Here is a 14,338-nt window from a genome sequence, read left to right as displayed (position 1 = left end):
GTGCGGGCTACGGGCGCACCCTAGGGCGGATCGGGGGTCCTGACATCGGACTTGACCCATCGCATGCGCAGCGGCGCCGGCCGCCGGACCGCTCGGCGTGCCGGGGCCGGGCAGCGGGGATAGGGTGAAAAAGGACGTCCAGGCCCCCGGGGCCGCCGTACGCGGACCGGATCCGGCGAGGCCGGGCGCACCTTCGCGCCGTACTTTCGCGCCGTCGGCGCGCGCCACCGCGATGTCCTCACCATCCCACCCGATGCTTTCCCGGCAAGGAGGGAACGCATGAATCGGCACGCTCGTTACGCACTGCTCGCCCCGCTTCTGGTGACCGCGGTGGCCATGCCGTCCACGATGGCGCACGCGGCGGCACCGGCCGCACCCGCCGCGGTCCCTGCCGCGGCCTGCGCGCTGGTGGCGGCGCCGAACACCAGTCCACAGGAGTTCGACCTGACGCTGACCGGCTTCAAGCCCAACCAGAACGTCAGGATCACCGGGCCGGAGAAGTTCAACGTCACCACCAACGGGCAGGGCACGTCCACGACCGAGGACGTCAAGAAGGGCAACTACACCGCCCAGCCCCACGGCCAGGGGCAGGGACAGGGCAACAGGTCGGTCAGCTGCAGCAAACCGGCCAGGGTGCCCACGTCCACCGTCAAGATCTCCGACGTGGACATCACGGGCGGAGCGACCACTCCCGATGTGGTCGACTGCTCGAAGCCGCAGAACGTCACGTTCACCGGCAAGCTGACCGGTACGGGCACCGGAGACATCGACGTCAACTGGTCGTCCGAAGGCAGGTCGGCCAACCCGACGGTGAAGTTCGCCGCCCCGAGCGGCACCACGACCTTCGTGGGGAAGTTCCCCGGCCGCCCGGCAGCCGCGGCCGCCGGACCGGCGGTCACGGCCACGCTCAAGGCCGGCAACGCCTCGGACTCCCTCAGCGTCACGCTCAAGTGCCAGCCCGGCACCTGACGCACACCCCCTCCCCCGGCCCCCTGCCTCCCGGCCCGCCGTGCGCGGGCCGGGAGGCGCGTGCGCCCGGTGTCCCTGCGGCGCTCAGCCGCCCGGCAGGGTGCGGCACAGCAGCGCCGCCGGGCCCGGGCGGGCGGCGGCGCGGGTGGTGAAGGCGATGCCCGCCGCGTACTCGGACGGCAGGCACTGGCCCTTGTAGTGGCCGGAGGCAAAATCGCCGCCGCCGGCGCCCGCCGGGCGGTTGTCGCCCCGGTCGAACCAGACCGTACGGCCGCCGCCCGCGGGCAGCGCGGTCTGCGCCGGGACGCACAGGGCCGCGGAGACCCGCTCGCCGCGCACGCTGTATCCGATGAGGAACTGCCCGGCCGGACACTGGAGTTTGGTGTATCCGCCGGCCCAGTCCCCGCCCGCCGGGACGTACTCCTCGTCGCGGACCACCGTCTGGCCCCCGGCCTCGGACCGCAGGCCGGAGGTCGAGCACAGGCCCCGGCCGCCGGTGTGGCTGAGGGCGGCCAGGCGAGAGCCGTCCGGGCAGACGGCCTTGCGGGCGCCGGTGTCCCAGTCCCCGGTGGCGCGGGTGCGCAGCGAGGCGTTGTGGTCCCGGTGGTCGGTGCTCAGCTGGTACCAGGCGGTGGTGGCGGGGACGGGTCCGGTGCGGCCGGGGGCGGTGGTGAGTGCCGTCCAGGGGCCGGTGCGCCAGTCGGCGGGGTCGAGGACTCCGGTGCGGCGGCCGGTGGTGTCGTAGCGGAGCAGGGCCCAGCTGTCGCCGCCGGGGGCGCCCTGCGCGGTGGTGCTCCAGCCGACGAGCGGCCAGTAGGCGAAGTCGGCGTCGGAGGCGGCGAGGTCGCCGGTGAGGTTCTGGAACCAGGCGCGCGGGGCGGTGCCGTTCTCGTCGGCGCCGGTGCCGAACTCGCTGATCCAGACGGGGGCGGTGAAGTGCGTCCCGGTTTCGGCGGAGACGAAGAAGGCCTGGTCGTAGAGGGTTTGGCGGAGTTCGGCGGGGGTCAGGTCCTGGTAGCGGGCGTCATGGGTCTCGCCGAGGCCGGTCGCGCCGCTGTGGCGGGGGCCGGTGTACCCGTAGAAGTGGGCGGAGTACACGAGCTTGCCCGAGACGACGAGGGTGTGGGAGAGCGTGCGCACGGGGGTGAGGACGGGCCGGCCGTGGGGCAGGCCGTCGAGGGGGATGCCGGTCCAGTTGATGCCCTCGATGACGATGAGCAGGTCGGGGTTGGCCTCGGTGAGGATCCGGTCGGCGGCCTCCTGGGCGGCGGCCTGCCAGTCGTGGGCGTCGCCCAGGCCCCAGTTGGGGTCGTCCCAGGTGTCGCGGCGGACCTCGTTGTAGAGGTCGGCGCCGACCACGCGCGGGTTGTCGCGGTAGCGGCGGGCGAGGAAGACCCAGTCGTCGGCCCATTGGGCGGTGGAACGGCCGCTGTTCCAGCGTTCGTTGCCGTCGAGGCCGCAGCACCAGCGGGTGGTGCCGGTGTGGTTGTTCAGGATGACGGCGAACCCGGCGTCGGTCAGGGCCCGTACGACGGCGTCGTAGACCTGGAGCGGGGTGCGGCCGCGCAGGGACGGGTTGGCGGCGACGGCGGCGTCCGGGACGGGGGTGGCGGTGTGGAGCATCTCGTTGGAGAAGGGCAGCCGGACGCTGTTGAGGCCGAGGGCCCGGAAGTCGGCGAGCAGGGCGGGCAACGCGGTGCGGTCCAGGCCCAGGGGGATGCCGTGGGAGTCCTGGCCCGCGTGATGGTTGGCGGGGTCGCCCTGGTCACCGGAGCCGTTCCAGGAGCCCTGGGCGCCGTCCCAGTTGCCGGAGCGCAGCCGGAAGCGGTCGCCGCGGGCGTCGACGATGTAGCGGCCCCGGGTGGAGAGCGGGGGCGTCCAGGGCGCGTCCACCGGGGCACCCGCCGACGCCGGGGCGAGTGGGACCGGTGGGGCGGCAGTGGCTAAGGCAGTGGCGGAGGCGGCCGGTACCGCGCCGCCCGCCAGGAGCAGCACGCTCAGCACCACCCGTACGAGGCTCTTCATGTCGGCTCCCGCCGGCTGTGGCCACCCGGTCCCGGGCGGCTGCGGCGACAAGTTACCGTCCGGTCCCCGGACAGGGAAGGCACGGAACACGGCCTCCGGAAAGGACCCTGGCGGAATGGTTTGCTCCGGCGTCCCGCCGGTCACCCTCCGGGCGGGAGCCGCCGCCCCCGGCGGGCGGCGGGCCCGCGGCGTACCGGCGCCGCGACCCGGGCCGCGGTATGCCGCCATCCCGGGCCGTGGTCGGCGACACTGGGGGGACCAGCAGGTTCGGGGGGCGTGATCGGAGGCTGTCGTGAGCACACCTTCCCCCATCCGGATCGCCGCCGTCCTGTCCACCGAACATCGCGGGCGGCTGATGTCCCATGCCCGTGAGGTGAATTTCCCCGAGGGCGCGCGGCTCTTCGACGAGGGCGGCCGGGCGCGGTCCTTCTGGATCGTGCGTTCCGGCACGGTGACGCTGGAGACCCCGGTACCCGGGCACCGGGCGGCCCCGGTCGAGAGCCTGGGACCCGGCGAGCTCGTCGGCTGGTCCTGGCTGTTCCCGCCGTACGTCTGGCAGCTGAGCGCCGAGGCGATGACCCCGGTCCGCGCCTACGAGTTCGACGGGCAGACGGTCCGGCTACTCATGGACGCCGACCCCGCCTTCGGCTCGGCCGTCGGGCACTGGGTGGGACGGGTCCTCGCGGTACGGCTCCAGCAGACCCGGACCCGGCTGCTGGACCTCTACGCCCCGCACCGGGAAACGACCCGCTGACGGCCCCGCCGACCACCCCGGAGAGCCCCGCGCGGCGCGCCAACCCCTTTCCAGGGGGTGTGTTCAGCCGATTCGGCGGGGCGCTCCCGCGCACGTCACGAGCACGGCACGGCTGCGGACTGCGCACACGTCCTCACGATCGGTGACGAGAAACAGCGGTACGAACGGGCGTTCACGCTGCGGATCGGCAAGACTCCCGTCCGTTATCCGAAACACCGACCCGAGGAGTGTTCGAAATGCGGTCCATCACCAGGAGTCTGGGACTGGCCACCGGAGCCATGGCGCTCACCGCCCTGACGGCGCTGGCCGGCACCGGCGCCGCCGACGCGGCTCCGACCGGTACGCAGAGCCTGTACGCACCGTCCGCGCTCGTGGTCAGCGTGACGGCCGGACCGGACGCCGCGAACGGTACGGTGCTGCGCGCGGTGACGCTGGTGTGCGCGCCCCGTCCCGGTGGTACGCACCCCGAACCCGCCGCCGCCTGCGCCGAGTTGAAGGCTAACGGCCCTGCCCTGGACCCCCTCACCGCGCCCCGCCCGAACATCAGGTGCACCCGGGAGTGGAACCCGGTGACCGTCACCGCCGACGGCGTGTGGCAGGGGCGCCGGCTGAGCTACACGTACACGTTCGCCAACCCGTGCGGGCTGCACGCCAGCACCGGGACGCTGTTCGGCGTCTGACGCCCCGGAGCGGCGGCCCGTGACCCGGGGCCCCGCACCACGGTGTGCCGGGCGGCGACGTGCGACCGCCACCCGGCCTCCGCCCGCGCCGGGCCGCCCGGGCGTCAGCCCAGTTCGAGGCTGGTGACCCCGTACAGGCCGGCGGTGTCCACCTCGGGCGCCGGGCCCGTGTACATGCGGGCCGTCTCGAAGGACGGGGTGAGCCCGAGCCCGGCCAGCAGGGTGGCCGCGGCCGGGTTCGCGTCGGGTGCGTCCACGGACACCTCCCCGCCGGGGACGCACCCGGCCAGCCGCCGCACCAGGGCGGCGGCGACCTCCGGGGTGGCGGCGTACAGCGGGCCGATCCGGGCGGGGCCCTCGCAGGGGCGGATCACACCGAGCCCCTCGATCCGCCCGTCCCGGACGGCGGCCAGCGCGGTCCGGCCGGGCAGGGCGGTCCAGGCCGAGAGGAACGCGTCGCGGGGGGCCGGGAAGAACCGCCGGTCATAGGCGGCGAGCCGGGCGAAGGGCAGCGTGGCCGCGTCCACGGTCTCCACCGCCCCGTCGTCCCCGCCGGCGCTCGGGACCCCCTCGAAGCGGAGGTTCGTCCAGGCCGGACGGAAGCCGGACTTGCGGTAGTTGGCCTGCTGCTCGACCACCCCGTCGAGCCCGGTGAGCCGCCCGGCCAGCCGCTGCGTGGCGGCGTCCCACAGCCTGATCCCGTACCCCCGCCCGCGCAGATCTGGGCGGACGATGTAGTGCCCGATGAAGCCGAAGGCGTCCCCGTAGCGGACGGCGGAGACGCAGGCCACCGGGTCACCGTCGAGCCGCCCGACCAGGAAGCCCTCGGGGTCGGCGACCGCGAAGGCGAAACGGTCGGTGAGCCCGGGGTTCCAGCCCTCCGCGCCGGCCCAGTCCCGGATCAGTGCCATGTCGGACGCGCTCGCACCGGTGATCTCGAATCCCGTCATGCCCGGTGTTGTACCAGACGAGGGCAGCGTGCGCAGGAGTGCGCATCCGGCCCCCGCCCGACACGGGGGCGGCGCGGCTCAGCCCGCGCAGATCACGTCGTCGAGCTGGATCGGCACGGAGTCCAGGCGTACGTACGCGGTGAAGGTGTCGGTCGCCCCCGATCCCCAGAAGGTGGTGACGGTGGCCCAGCCGACGCGCGCCGACTGGGCGACGGTGGCCGGGCCGACGGCGATGTGCCGCGGGCGGTCCTGGGCGCAGAGCAGCACGTCGAAGTCGGGGGTGCGGTCCTGCTTCTCCTTCAGCTGCTGCGAGATCCGCAGGGTGCGGTAGGGGCCGGTGGGGCCGTGCTCCCCGTAGAAGGTGCGCAGGAAGCGGGTGATCTCCCCGGCGCTGTGCCGGTGGAGGTGGCGCAGCGGGCCCCGGTCGTCGGCGGGGGCGGCGGCCCGGGACGGGGAGGCGAGGAGGGCGGACAGGACCGCGGACAAGGCGAGGAGCAGGGCGCCGGAGCGGCGGGGCGTGAGCGTCATGTCCGGGTTGTAGCGGCTCGTCCGGCCGTACCGGCAGGGGCGCGGCGCGGGCTCACTCCGGTGGGCGCGGAGATTCACCGCAGGGAACGTCCCTCCCCGCTGCCGACCGGCCCCGGACCTCGCGAAATCGGGTCGCGGGCCGCGCGGGTGGCTGCGTAGGGTCGGCGCATGGGGAAGCCGCTCGTCGCAGTGTTCAGTGGGGCCGGGATGTCCACCGATTCGGGGATCCCGGACTATCGGGGGCCACAGGGCCTGTGGCGGCGCGAGCCCGGCGCCGAGAAGCTCGTGACGTACGCGTACTACATGGCCGATCCGGAGGTCCGCCGCCGGTCCTGGCTGATGCGCGCCGAGGTGTGGGCGGCCTCGCCGCGGCCCAACGCGGCGCACCTGGTCGTCGCCGAGCTGGAGCGTGGCGGCACTCCGGTCCGGGTGATCACGCAGAACGTGGACGGGCTGCACCAGCTGGCCGGGATGCCGGCGCGCAAGGTGTTCGAGCTGCACGGGTCCGCGCGGTCGGTGGTCTGCACCCGCTGTCATGCCCGGTCGGGGCTGGACGAGGCGCTGGCCCGGGTCGCCGCCGGGGAGCCGGACCCGGACTGCCGGGCCTGCGGCGGGATCCTGAAGACGGCGACCGTGATGTTCGGCGAACGGCTGGACCCGGAGGTGCTGGCGCAGGCGGTGGCCGTGGCCAAGGGGTGCCACGTCTTCATCGCGGTCGGTTCGACCCTCCAGGTGCAGCCCGCCGCCTCGCTCGCCGGGATGGCGGCGCGGGCGGGGGCCCGCCTGATCATCGTGAACGCCGAGGAGACCCCGTACGACGCGCTGGCCGACGAGGTCGTGCGCGAGCCGATCGGCACCGCCCTGCCGGCCCTGCTGGCCCGCCTGTCGGCCGGTTCGGCCTGACGGGCCGCCCGTCGCCGGGCCGGCGGGCGCCGGGCCCCGGTACGGCCACGCCTCGGGTCCGGGAAAGACCCGAGCCCGGCCGTCGGGCCCTCAGCCGGCGTCGGCCGCGCGGCGCATCTCCGCCACGTCCAGCTTCTTCATCCGCATCATGGCGGCGGTGGCGCGGGCGGCCCGCGCCGGGTCCGGGTCGCAGACCAGGTCGAGCACCTCCTCCGGGGTGACCTGCCAGGACACCCCGAACCTGTCCTTCACCCAGCCGCAGGCGGACTCCTCGCCGCCGTCCCTGGTCAGCGCCGCGTAGTAGTAGTCGGCCTCCGCCTCGTCCGCGCAGCGGATCTGGAAGGAGACGGCCTCGGAGAAGGTGAACTGCGGGCCGCCGTTGAGGGCGACGAAGCTCTGCCCGTTGATCTCGAAGTCGACGAACAGCACCTCCCCGGCCCCCGGGCTCTGCTCCGGCGAGGTGGAGCGGCCGATCCGGCCGGTCCTGCCGTCCTTGAAGACGGACAGGTAGTAGTCGACGGCGGCCTCCGCGTCGCCGTCGAACCACAGACAGGTGGAGAAGCCCTTGCCGGCCATGACTGCCTCCCGAGGGGGATGAACGGTGCGGGCGGCGGCTGCCGGCCCACACCCCTACAGACCGGTTCCGCGCCCGGAACTCATCGGCGGGCGCGGAACCTGTCCGTACGTTCACCCCTGCGGGCTACGTTTCGAGCTACATGTCGGGCCGCGCTTCGAGCATGCGGTCGACGATCCGCTCCGTGGCCCGGCCGTCGTCCAGGTCGCAGAACTCCTCGCGGAACGCCGCCCGCGCCGCCGCGTACTCGGCGCCCACCGCGTCGGCGTCGCGCACGGCAGCGATCAGGCTTTCGGAGTCCTTCAGCAGCGGTCCGGGGGCCTTGGCCTCCAGGTCGAAGGTGAAGCCGCGCAGGGTGTCGCGGTAGTGCTCCAGGTCGTACGTGAACAGCAGGATCGGCCGGTCCGTCAGCGCGAAGTCGAAGAGCGCGGAGGAGTAGTCGGAGATCAGCACGTCGGCGACGAGCAGCAGATCGGTGGTGTCGGGCCAGCGGGAGACGTCGAGGACGAAGCCGTCGCGCACGCCCTCCCGGACCTGCTCCCCCACCTTGTGGTGGCCGCGTACCAGCAGTACGTGGTCCTCGCCGAGCGCGCGGCGGGCCGCGTCCAGGTCGATCCGCAGGTCGAGCTTGTAACCGCCGGTCCAGCCCAGGCGGTTCTCGCGCCAGGTGGGCAGGTACAGGACGACCTTCTTGCCCTCCGGCAGGCCGAGCCGGCGCCGGACCTCCGCGATCCGCGCGGCGTCGGGGCGCAGCAGGGCGTCGGCGCGCGGGCTGCCCGTTTCCACGACCGGGCCGTCGTAGCCGAGGGCCCGCTTGAGGATGGGAGTGGCGTACGAGCTCGGGGAGGCGAGCAGCGACCACTGGGCGGCGTCGTGCCGGAGCCCTTCGAGGACCTCGGGGCTCGTGTAGTAGTCGTGCGTGAAGTCGTAGCCGATCTGCTTCAGCGGCGTGCCGTGCCAGGTCTGGACGACCGTCTGGCCGGGGCGGCGGAAGAAGGGCAGCGGGACGCTGTCGTTGACGACGTAGTAGCGGGCGCGGGCCAGGGCGTCCCAGGCCTCCAGGCTGTCGTACTGGACGGCGCGCGCGGTCGGCGGGACTTCGGCGCGGCCGTCGCGCACCAGCCAGACGTGCTCCAGCTTCTCGCCGCGGCGCAGGAGTTCCTCGTGGATGGCGCGGGGCGAGTCGCCGGCGCCGTTCCCCTGGAAGGTGTCGTAGACGACCATGTCCTTGACGGGCAGGGCGCGCTGGGCCGGGTACGTGACGTCGCGGGCGACGCGCTGCGCGTAGTGCGAGCGGTCGTGCGGGCTCAGGAGCGGGTCGCAGACCAGCGCCATCCGGTCGTGCAGGCGCGCCTCGACGCGCATCCGGCGGCCGAGGACGGTGATCGGGTGGGGTCCGGAGGTCAGGACGGGCGCCGCGAGCTGGACGTGCACGCCCCGGTCGACGCCGAGCAGCCCGGCGGTGGAACCGCCCTGGGCGGCCGGGCGCAGCGTGGGCCACCAGCGGCCCGCCGGGAGGCTGGTGCGGCCCGCGTACGGCTCGGGGAGGACGGGCTCGAAGGTGGCTTCGAAGCGGTCGCCGTCGCGGGTGACGGGGTAGCTGAACTCCATGCCGTACTGGTTGTGCAGGACCAGTTCGTACGCCTCGTCGGCGGTGGAAGCGGGCGCGCGGAAGCTGCCCCCCAGGGTCAGGGTGCCTTCGCGGGCGGTGACCGAGTCGACGAGCGGCGGCGAGGGCTGGACGGAGAGGACCAGGTGGCCGCTCATGCCGCGCTTGGCGAAGACGGTGCGTTCGGCGGGGTCGTCCGGGAGGGGGGCGACCAGGCCGGTGAAGCCGCCGCGCTCGTCGTGGGCGAGGGGGTGACGGGTGCCGTCGCCGCCGACCACGGCCAGGTTCCAGGCCTCGGGGCTCCAGGTGCCGGGCTTGCGCAGGGGTACGGCGGCCAGGTCGGCCAGCGGCACGACGGCGGTGAAGGGGATCCGGCCGCCGGGGCCGGCGGCGGTGGTGGTGAGCGGGAAGGTGAGGACGGTTCCGCCGTGCTTGGCCTGCAGGGTGGCGTCCGCACCGGCCTCGGCGGCCAGTTCGCCCGTCAGCTCCAGGGCGTCGGCGGTGGCACGGACGTCCAGGACGCGGGCGCGGACGATCTCGACCTGGACGGTGAGGACGTTGTTGACGGTCGGCAGGATGCGGACGTCGGGGGTGGCCCAGTAGGCGGGCGGGGTGAGTGCGCTATCGTGCTCGCCGCCCTTGAGGCGGGCCCGGTGCAGACCTCCGGCACCGGTGACGGCGATGGAGGTGGACCATATGCCCTCGCGCCACTTGCCGCCCGACTGGAAGACGGTGGGGTCGACGACGGCGCTGAAGCCGGCCCAGTCCGCGTGCCGCAGGGCGAGGTGCGGGCTGTTCACGGTGGCCATCGGGGAGGCGACGGTACGGGTGTTGACGACGGTGCGGCGGCGCTTGCCGTTCTCGCGGAAGATCAGCATCTTGCGCGAGCCGAGGCGGCTCTCCGCGCCCAGGTGTCCGGGCAGGGCGTAGCCGCGCAGCAGCAGCTTGCCGTCGCTCCAGGCGGCCTGCTCCAGCCGGCTCACGACGCGGCGTTCGCGCGGGCCGAGGGTCAGCAGCTTGGCCGGAACGGGCGCCTTGAGGAAGGGGTAGTCGGCCTGCGGGCGGGCCAGGCCCTTGACCGGGACGCTGTAGGTGAAGTCCCGCTGGTGCTTGAGGAGGGCGATGAACTCCTCGACGCGGCCTTCGCGGGCCAGGTAGGCCTTGAGCCGGTCGGCGACGGTGAGGTCGTTCCAGGGGTCGGTGCCGATCTCCCGGATGAGGCCGCCGACTTCCTTCACGAAGGCGGCGCGGAAGTCCGGGCCGCCTTCGGCGACGTACTTGTAGATGAGGGGGAGTTCCTCGCTCAGTACGTTGCGGTCGTACTCGCGCAGGTACCGGGCGTACTTCTCGCCGGACTTGCCGAGGAGGGCCTCGCGGACCAGGCGGACCGAGGTCACGCGGTCGATGACGGAGACCGGGTCGGTGGAGCGCTGGGTGATGGAGCGCTCTCCGGTCTCGCGGACCCGCCAGTGGTAGACGACGTCGCCGATCACGTCGACGCTCTTGGCGAAGTAGTGCGCGGGGATGCTGACGGGGGCGTCCTCGTAGAGGATGCCCTCCGGGTAGGCGAAGCCGTGCTCTTCCCAGAAGCTGCGCCGGTAGACCTTGTTCCACGCGGTGCGGTCGGTGACCAGCGCCGGGAACTTGGAGATGTGGGTCTTCAGCCGGGTGTTCGCGAATGCGAGCCGGTGGCCCCAGGACTGCTGCATGCCGACGGAGCGGAAGCGCCTGACGTTGCCGGCGGCGAAGTCGGAGCCGGTCTCGTCGAGGGCGGCGATCAGGCGCTCGTACGCGTACGGGGGCATCGTGTCGTCGCTGTCGACGAAGGCCACGTACTCGGTGCCCTCGGCGGCGTGCCGGAAGCCTACGTTCCGGGCGGCGCCGAGGCCCGCGTTCTTCTGGAGGACCACCCGGAACCGCTGGTCACGCTCCGCGAACGCCTGAGCGAGGGCGGCACTCGTGTCCGTGGACCCGTCGTCGACGATCACGACCTCGAAGTCGTCGAACGTCTGAGCGGCGAGGGACTCCAGGCACTCATCGAGGTAGAGCTCGACGTTGTAGACGGGGACGACGATGCTCAGGCGCGGGGGCATGGGTGGCGGGTTCTCCAGCGTTTTTTGCTCTGTCGATGAGTTGATGATCAGCTGATTACAGCATCTTACTCTGTAACAGGATGATAAAGTCCGCCCATCACGGACATATACCCGGGGCCGCCGGGGCGGACGACAAAGATTCAGCCGCCCGCCACCGCGCCGTCGCGGCTCCCTCGGATGTCTCAGATCTCCAGTTCGGCTTCGATCTTCTTCAGCTGGTGCCGCGCCATCGCGAGGTTGGCCCGGCCGCGGTCGAGCGCGAGGTAGAGGAAGAAGCCGCTGGTGCCCCTCGCCTTCATCAGCCGGATCAGGTGGTACTGACTCCCGAGCGTGATCAGGATGTCCTCGATCTCGTCGTTCAGGCCGAGCATCTCCATCGCGCGGACCTTGGCGCGGACCACGTCGGTGTTGCCGGCCGCTGCGACCGAGAGGTCCAGTTCCTTGCCGCCGCCGATGGTGCCGAGGGCCATGCCGCTGCCGTAGTCGACGAGCGCGGCGCCGATGGCGCCGTCGATGGTGGTGGTGGCTTCCTTGAGGGCGGTCTCGACGTTGACCATGAGGGGTTCCTCTTTCTGCTGGGGCGGTTGCCGGGACGGGACGGGCTGAGGTGCCCGCGTTTGCTGGGCGAAAAGACGGAAGAAGAGCGGAAGGAAGGGGGAGGGGTACGGAAACGGGCTCAGGACGCCGGGCCGAGCTGAGCGGACGGCAGGGCCGGGGGCTGAGCGGGGGCCTGGGCAGGGGGTTGAGCGGGCGGCGGCGGGACCGGGCCCGGACCGCGCCGGCCGAGGCTGTGGTCGATGAGCTCGGTGATCCGCAGGCTGGAGCGGCGGGCCTCCAGATGGAGGCGGCCGACGTTGACGCGCGGCTCCGCGATCAAGGTCAGCACCGCCGCCTCGCCCGCGGCGTACGTGGCCACGTACCCGTGCTCGCCGCGTACGAGGAGTTCCCGGAAGCCGCCCTGGCCGGTGCAGTCGCTGAGCCGCTGGGCGACGCCGAGCGCGGCCGCGGTGAGCGCGGCGACGGACTCGGCCGCGGTGGCGGCGCTGTCCTGGGCGAGCACCAGCCCGTCGGCGCTCGCGGCGAGGGCCCCGGTGAGCTGGGGCACCCGGGCCCGCAGCCTGCGGAGCTCGGCGAGTATCTCGGCTTCGGCCTCCGCGGGGACCATCGCCGTACTCATGTCGGCGCTCCTGCCTTCGGGCATCCTCCGCTCGGTGCGGTCGGTTCGCAGAACAGGTCGCATCGGGAGCCTCACAGGCTTGCCTCCAGTGCGTCGCGTAACCGGCGGAGCAGAGCCACGTCCGGGGATTGGGCCTCAGTGATCCAGGCGGGCAGGGGCGGGACCGTTACGGGGGCCGGCCGCGTGTGCGGGGTCTCGACCAGGCCCGCGGCGGCGAGTCTTCGTACGTCGAGCAGGGTGTGGAAGGCGGGCCGGCCGAGCGCCCAGGCCAGGTCCGCAGGGGTGCGTACGCCGTCCGCCTGGCCCAGCAGGATCCGCTGCCGGGCGGTGACCGTCTGTCCGGGCGCGGCCGGCCGGGGCACCACCGGGCATATGTCGAGCAGCGGGTACGGCCACACGGCGTCGAGCAGCTCGCGGCGGCGGCTGGTCTCGCGCTCGACGGCGGCCGCCGGGACGGAGCGGACGGAACCGATCCAGTGGGTCGCCCCGCGCCGGAAGCGGGAGGGCCCGCTGCCCGGGGAGAGCGCGAAGAAGGCGGCGTCGAAGATCGCGGCGAGGTGGCAGATCTCCAGCTCGCCGCCGGCGAGGCCGCCGCTGTCGACGAGGAAGCGCGCGACCTGGCGGCGGGCGCCGGCCTGGTTCACGGCCTCCTTCCAGCGTTCGGGGGCGAGTCCGCCGCCGGTGGTGAGCAGGACGTCGAGCCCCGGGGTGGCGGGGCTCTCGGCGTGGACGATGCGGCCGTCCTCCAGGAAGAGGGTGCCGCGGTCGCGGAGCAGGGCGCCGGTGGCGCGTTCGGCGGCGAGGCGGGTGAGCAGCGGGGAGACGGCGGTGGTCATCTGAGCACGAGTCCTTCGGCCAGTGCGCGGAGCCTGTGGCGGGCGAGGGCGAGGTTGCCGTCGGTGCGGTCCAGCCACAGGTGGAGGAAGACGCTGCTGTCGAAGCTGGTCTCGACGAAGCGGAGCACGTGGTAGCCGGTGCGCGTGGTGACGATGAGGTCTTCCACGGGTGGCCCGGCGGCCGGCGGGCCGCCGGCGGAGCCGGGTTCGCCCGCGGCGGGCGCGAAGGACTCGTATTCGGCCGCCGCCCGGGCCAGTTCGGCGGTCTCGGCGGCGGTGGTCTCGTGGTCGCCGACCGGCGAGTCACCGGCGGTGCCGAGGGCCAGTCCGCTGCTCCAGTCGACCAGCGCGGCCCCACGGGCACCAGGCAGGGCCATGGCTTCGAGCAGGCATTCGTCGATCCCGGGCACGCGGGCTCCCCTCCCGGCCGCACGTGCTGTGTGCACGTCCTACGGCGCGACCAGAAGGGAACTTACTCAAATTCCACTGCCCGAAACGGCGTTCTGGCATTTTCCGCTGGAACATGCGCGGTAGCACGTGACAGCTTGGCCGGATCGCATCCGTTTCTGATCAAGAACGCGATCGAGGGGGACGGCCGAGGCGTCCCGCCGCCTCCATCCTGCCCGAAACGGAGCCCGGCCGGGCCGGTCGTCCGCCACTTCACCGGGTGAGCAGCCGCTCCGCCATCACCCCGAGGAGGCGGTCCGCCGGGTGGGCGGCGGTCATCCCCGGCAGGGTCAGGTCGTCCAGGTGCAGGCCGAGCATGGCGAAGTAGAGGAGCAGGACGCCGTCCCGGTCCCCCGGCAGGCCCGCGTCCAGGTGCCCGGCGATGTTCGCCTCCAGCTCCGCGCCCAGGAACCGGGCCAGTTCCTCCTGGAGTTCGGGCCTGCGGGTGGCCTCCAACCGCAGCTCCAGCACGGCGATCTGCACGCTGCGCTCGCGGCGCAGCCGTCCCAGGAGCCGGCGGAGCAGCTCCTCGGTGTCCGGCGGGCCCTCCAGGTCGGCGGGGCCCGGGGTGAGGCGTTCGCGGGTGCGGTGCAGGATCTGGACCAGCAGCTGGCCGCGGTGGGCGAAGTAGTTGGAGGCGGTGCCGGTCGGCACCCCGGCCTCCTTGTCCACGGCGCGCAGCGTCAGACCCCGTGAGCCCTCGCGCGCCAGCACTTCGATGGCGGCGTCGAGGAGGGCGGCGCGGCGTTCCGGATTCTGGCGCATAAGGCATCCCTGGGGTCGGGGGGTGTCG

The 14,338-nt window shown here is 73.3% G+C and carries 14 protein-coding genes; 4 read left to right on the top strand and 10 right to left on the bottom strand.

Features of this window, described 5'->3' with window-relative positions:
* Positions 1-279: 279 nt before the first annotated feature.
* Positions 280-969 (top strand): hypothetical protein, encoded by a 690-nt coding sequence (locus ACZ6ZT_RS04980; protein WP_469715596.1) that lies wholly within the window; start codon positions 280-282, stop codon positions 967-969.
* A gap of 84 nt (positions 970-1,053) precedes the next feature.
* Here the strand turns inward: ACZ6ZT_RS04980 and ACZ6ZT_RS04975 are convergent, their stop codons facing one another.
* The gene (locus ACZ6ZT_RS04975) at positions 1,054-2,994 is read right to left on the bottom strand and encodes a glycoside hydrolase family 5 protein (RefSeq protein ID WP_469715595.1); all 1,941 of its coding nucleotides are present in this window, start codon (positions 2,992-2,994) and stop codon (positions 1,054-1,056) included.
* A 292-nt stretch (positions 2,995-3,286) separates the two neighbouring features.
* Between ACZ6ZT_RS04975 and ACZ6ZT_RS04970 the strand changes: the two genes are divergently transcribed.
* Positions 3,287-3,748: a Crp/Fnr family transcriptional regulator gene (locus ACZ6ZT_RS04970; protein ID WP_469715593.1), complete on the top strand. Its 462-nt coding sequence runs from the start codon at positions 3,287-3,289 to the stop codon at positions 3,746-3,748.
* 236 nt (positions 3,749-3,984) lie between these two features.
* A complete protein-coding gene (locus ACZ6ZT_RS04965) occupies positions 3,985-4,428 on the top strand; it encodes a subtilase-type protease inhibitor (protein WP_469715592.1) in 444 nt (147 codons plus the stop codon).
* 104 nt (positions 4,429-4,532) lie between these two features.
* Here the strand turns inward: ACZ6ZT_RS04965 and ACZ6ZT_RS04960 are convergent, their stop codons facing one another.
* Together ACZ6ZT_RS04960 and ACZ6ZT_RS04955 are read right to left on the bottom strand one after the other, a co-directional pair.
* Positions 4,533-5,378 carry a GNAT family N-acetyltransferase gene (locus ACZ6ZT_RS04960; protein ID WP_469715591.1) on the bottom strand — a complete coding sequence of 282 codons (846 nt, stop codon included), beginning with the start codon at positions 5,376-5,378 and terminating at the stop codon, positions 4,533-4,535.
* A 78-nt stretch (positions 5,379-5,456) separates the two neighbouring features.
* Positions 5,457-5,906, bottom strand: a complete 450-nt coding sequence (locus ACZ6ZT_RS04955) for a hypothetical protein (RefSeq protein WP_469715589.1) — start codon at positions 5,904-5,906, stop codon at positions 5,457-5,459.
* Positions 5,907-6,074: 168 nt separating this feature from the next.
* On the opposite strand from ACZ6ZT_RS04955, the gene ACZ6ZT_RS04950 reads away from it, so the two are divergent.
* Complete coding sequence (locus ACZ6ZT_RS04950) at positions 6,075-6,809, top strand: SIR2 family NAD-dependent protein deacylase (protein WP_469715588.1); 735 nt, start codon at positions 6,075-6,077, stop codon at positions 6,807-6,809.
* Positions 6,810-6,899: 90 nt separating this feature from the next.
* Here the strand turns inward: ACZ6ZT_RS04950 and ACZ6ZT_RS04945 are convergent, their stop codons facing one another.
* The 7 genes from ACZ6ZT_RS04945 to ACZ6ZT_RS04915 form a co-directional block, all read right to left on the bottom strand.
* Complete coding sequence (locus ACZ6ZT_RS04945) at positions 6,900-7,385, bottom strand: VOC family protein (RefSeq protein WP_469715587.1); 486 nt, start codon at positions 7,383-7,385, stop codon at positions 6,900-6,902.
* Between the two features lie 136 nt (positions 7,386-7,521).
* A complete protein-coding gene (locus ACZ6ZT_RS04940; RefSeq protein ID WP_469715585.1) occupies positions 7,522-11,085 on the bottom strand; it encodes a bifunctional glycosyltransferase/CDP-glycerol:glycerophosphate glycerophosphotransferase in 3,564 nt (1,187 codons plus the stop codon).
* 182 nt (positions 11,086-11,267) lie between these two features.
* Positions 11,268-11,642, bottom strand: coding sequence for a hypothetical protein (locus ACZ6ZT_RS04935; protein WP_469715584.1), 375 nt, complete (start codon positions 11,640-11,642; stop codon positions 11,268-11,270).
* A gap of 119 nt (positions 11,643-11,761) precedes the next feature.
* Complete coding sequence (locus ACZ6ZT_RS04930) at positions 11,762-12,262, bottom strand: roadblock/LC7 domain-containing protein (protein ID WP_469715582.1); 501 nt, start codon at positions 12,260-12,262, stop codon at positions 11,762-11,764.
* Between the two features lie 71 nt (positions 12,263-12,333).
* Positions 12,334-13,098, bottom strand: a complete 765-nt coding sequence (locus ACZ6ZT_RS04925; RefSeq protein ID WP_469715580.1) for a transcriptional regulator — start codon at positions 13,096-13,098, stop codon at positions 12,334-12,336.
* Complete coding sequence (locus ACZ6ZT_RS04920) at positions 13,095-13,508, bottom strand: hypothetical protein (RefSeq protein ID WP_469715578.1); 414 nt, start codon at positions 13,506-13,508, stop codon at positions 13,095-13,097. The genes ACZ6ZT_RS04925 and ACZ6ZT_RS04920 overlap by 4 nt, the downstream gene beginning before the upstream one ends.
* A gap of 250 nt (positions 13,509-13,758) precedes the next feature.
* Positions 13,759-14,310: a TetR/AcrR family transcriptional regulator gene (locus ACZ6ZT_RS04915; RefSeq protein ID WP_469715576.1), complete on the bottom strand. Its 552-nt coding sequence runs from the start codon at positions 14,308-14,310 to the stop codon at positions 13,759-13,761.
* Between the last annotated feature and the right edge of the window lie 28 nt (positions 14,311-14,338).

This window comes from Streptomyces sp. NPDC102258 (genome assembly GCF_055584685.1).
This window is presented reverse-complemented; position numbering and strand designations above follow the sequence as displayed.

What these genes read in the sequence shown, in the direction of transcription:
- ACZ6ZT_RS04980 (WP_469715596.1), top strand. Translation starts at nt 280, where the DNA reads ATGAATCGGCACGCTCGTTACGCACTGCTCGCCCCGCTTCTGGTGACC.
- ACZ6ZT_RS04975 (WP_469715595.1), bottom strand. Translation starts at nt 2,994, where the DNA reads ATGAAGAGCCTCGTACGGGTGGTGCTGAGCGTGCTGCTCCTGGCGGGC.
- ACZ6ZT_RS04965 (WP_469715592.1), top strand. Translation starts at nt 3,985, where the DNA reads ATGCGGTCCATCACCAGGAGTCTGGGACTGGCCACCGGAGCCATGGCG.
- ACZ6ZT_RS04960 (WP_469715591.1), bottom strand. Translation starts at nt 5,378, where the DNA reads ATGACGGGATTCGAGATCACCGGTGCGAGCGCGTCCGACATGGCACTG.
- ACZ6ZT_RS04955 (WP_469715589.1), bottom strand. Translation starts at nt 5,906, where the DNA reads ATGACGCTCACGCCCCGCCGCTCCGGCGCCCTGCTCCTCGCCTTGTCC.
- ACZ6ZT_RS04950 (WP_469715588.1), top strand. Translation starts at nt 6,075, where the DNA reads ATGGGGAAGCCGCTCGTCGCAGTGTTCAGTGGGGCCGGGATGTCCACC.
- ACZ6ZT_RS04945 (WP_469715587.1), bottom strand. Translation starts at nt 7,385, where the DNA reads ATGGCCGGCAAGGGCTTCTCCACCTGTCTGTGGTTCGACGGCGACGCG.
- ACZ6ZT_RS04940 (WP_469715585.1), bottom strand. Translation starts at nt 11,085, where the DNA reads ATGCCCCCGCGCCTGAGCATCGTCGTCCCCGTCTACAACGTCGAGCTC.
- ACZ6ZT_RS04935 (WP_469715584.1), bottom strand. Translation starts at nt 11,642, where the DNA reads ATGGTCAACGTCGAGACCGCCCTCAAGGAAGCCACCACCACCATCGAC.
- ACZ6ZT_RS04930 (WP_469715582.1), bottom strand. Translation starts at nt 12,262, where the DNA reads ATGAGTACGGCGATGGTCCCCGCGGAGGCCGAAGCCGAGATACTCGCC.
- ACZ6ZT_RS04925 (WP_469715580.1), bottom strand. Translation starts at nt 13,098, where the DNA reads ATGACCACCGCCGTCTCCCCGCTGCTCACCCGCCTCGCCGCCGAACGC.
- ACZ6ZT_RS04915 (WP_469715576.1), bottom strand. Translation starts at nt 14,310, where the DNA reads ATGCGCCAGAATCCGGAACGCCGCGCCGCCCTCCTCGACGCCGCCATC.